Raw genomic sequence first — 2,208 nt, forward strand, 5'->3', positions numbered from 1 at the left:
GGCCGCCCTTGCCGGCGGCGGCGGCCAGCACGTGGGTGACGCCGGTCAGGCCGTTGCGGATCTCGTGGCTGAGGGTGGCGACGATGTCGGACTTCGAGCGGGCGGTGCGCTCGGCGGCCTCGAGCACGCGCAGGCGCTCCTCGATCAGGGCCTCGTGGGCGACGGCCAGGGCGTGCTGGCGGCGCAGCATGCGGTTGAAGATCAGGGCCATGGCCATGGCGAGCGCCAGGCCGCCCCAGGCCATGACGCCGGCCGAGCGGCTCTCGGGCCGGCTGAAGAGGGCGACCAGCGGGCCGGCGGCGGCCACGGGGGCCACGACCATCAGGCAGGGCAGCACGGGGGCGGCGAAGAAGATGCAGACCATGCCGGCGGCCGCGGCCAGCAGCAGCAGGGTCTCGCGGGCCGGACCAGCCCCTTCGGCGAAGGCCGACATCTGCACGACGGCCAGCGCCCACAGCAGGCCGCCCGCGACCTGAAGCCGCATGCGGCGGGTCAGGTCTTCGGCCTCCGGGGTCCTCAGCCAGTTGGTGACGCCGTAGAACACGCCCCAGTTGATGGCGAAGACCGCGAAGGTCATCGTCATCCAAAGGGCGTTGGCCGCGTGCGATCCCGCCCAGACGAAGAACGGCAGGCTTACGGCGAAGATGGCCAGGGCATAGGGCAGCAACGCCCGCTGCACGCCGAGGGCGAGCGCGGTGTCGGCCCCGGGCCTGGTCAGGTCTTGGGTTCGGCGCTCGGCGAGCAAGAATCGGATCCTCGGACAGTCAGGGGAGGACGCTATGCGCTCACGGTTTGCGGCTGGTTACGCGGTATCGTTAATCGGGGAGGTATCCAGGGCAAACAATCGTTAACGCTAACCGTCACATTGTTTGATTCGACGTTCATTCGCAGAAGGCCAGGCCCATGGCCACGACCCGCGCCGCGCTCACCACCGACGACATCCGCATGCTCGTGAAGGGCGCGACGCCCGACGAGCGCGCGCTGGCGGCTCACAAGCTGTGCCGCAAGATCGACCGCGCCGAACTGAGCGAGGACGAGCGCCTCCAGGCCCAGGACATCCTGCGGGTCATGGCCGCCGACGCCGCCGAGCTGGTGCGCCGGGCTTTGGCCGTGACGCTGAAGACCTCGCCGCTGCTGCCGCCGGACGTCGCCAACCGCCTGGCCCGCGACGTCGAGAGCGTGTCGCTGCCGGTGATCAGCTTCTCGCCGGTGTTCAACGACAACGACCTGGCCGAGATCATCCGCCTGGGCGGCCCCGTGCGCCAGATGGCCATCGCCCGCCGGCCCAAGCTGTCGAGCAAGGTCACCGGCCTGCTCGTCGACCAGGCGCCGGAAGACGTGGTGGCCGCCGCCTGCGCCAACGACAACGCCCGCTTCTCGGACATGGCCCTGCAGAAGGCCCTGGACCGCTTCGCCAAGTCGGAGACCGTGCTCAAGGCCGTGGCCTACCGCTCGGTGCTGCCGCTGTCGGTGACCGAGCGCCTGATCGACATGGTCGGCGACCAGCTGCGCGAGCACATCCTCGACAACCACGCCCTCTCGGCCGAGCGGGCGCTGGAGATCATCGTCGGCGCCAAGGAGCGGGCGACGATCGACCTGGTGGACCAGGCCGGCCGCACCGCCGACCCGCAGGCCTTCGCCGCCCACCTGCATCGCGCGGGCCGGCTGACGCCGTCGCTGCTGCTGCGGGCCGTGGCCCAGGGCCACATGACCTTCTTCGAGTGGGGCCTGGCCGAACTGGCCGGCGTGCCGCATCACCGCACCTGGCTGATGGTGCACGACGCCGGCGCCCTGGGCCTGAAGGCCGTCTATGAGCGGGCGGGCCTGCCGTCGCGCCTGTTCCCGGCCTTCCGCGCCGGGGTCGACGCCTATCACGGCATGGAGTTCGACGGCCGCCCCGGCGAGCGCGAACGCTTCCAGGAGCACATGCTCCAGCGGTTCCTGACCTCGTCCCAGGCCGTCTCGCGCGAAGAGCACGACTACCTCCTCGACAAGCTGGACCGCTTGGCGGGCTTCAAGGCCCGCGCGGCAGGGTAGAGCGTCCTTCTCCCCTTGCGGGAGAAGGTGGCGCCGACAGGCGACGGATGAGGGGTCTCTCCGACAAGGGACGCCTCCGCCCTGCCTGACCGCTGCACGCGGTGTTGAGGTTTGAGAGACCCCTCACCCGACCTGCTTCGCAGGCCACCCTCTCCCGCAAGGGGAGAGGGG

General features: G+C 70.7%; 1 protein-coding gene and 1 pseudogene. One reads left to right on the forward strand and one right to left on the reverse strand.

Annotated elements, in window-relative coordinates; translation table 11 throughout:
* Positions 1-745, reverse strand: a pseudogene (locus tag DMC18_RS21025) (response regulator); the annotation flags it as partial.
* Positions 746-903: 158 nt separating this feature from the next.
* Between DMC18_RS21025 and spbR the strand changes: the two are divergent.
* The gene (spbR, locus tag DMC18_RS21030) at positions 904-2,037 is read left to right on the forward strand and encodes a pole-localized protein SpbR (RefSeq protein ID WP_110121202.1); all 1,134 of its coding nucleotides are present in this window, start codon (positions 904-906) and stop codon (positions 2,035-2,037) included.
* Positions 2,038-2,208: the final 171 nt, after the last annotated feature.

The sequence above is a fragment of the Caulobacter sp. D5 genome (genome assembly GCF_003185805.1).
In the GTDB taxonomy this organism is placed as follows: domain Bacteria; phylum Pseudomonadota; class Alphaproteobacteria; order Caulobacterales; family Caulobacteraceae; genus Caulobacter.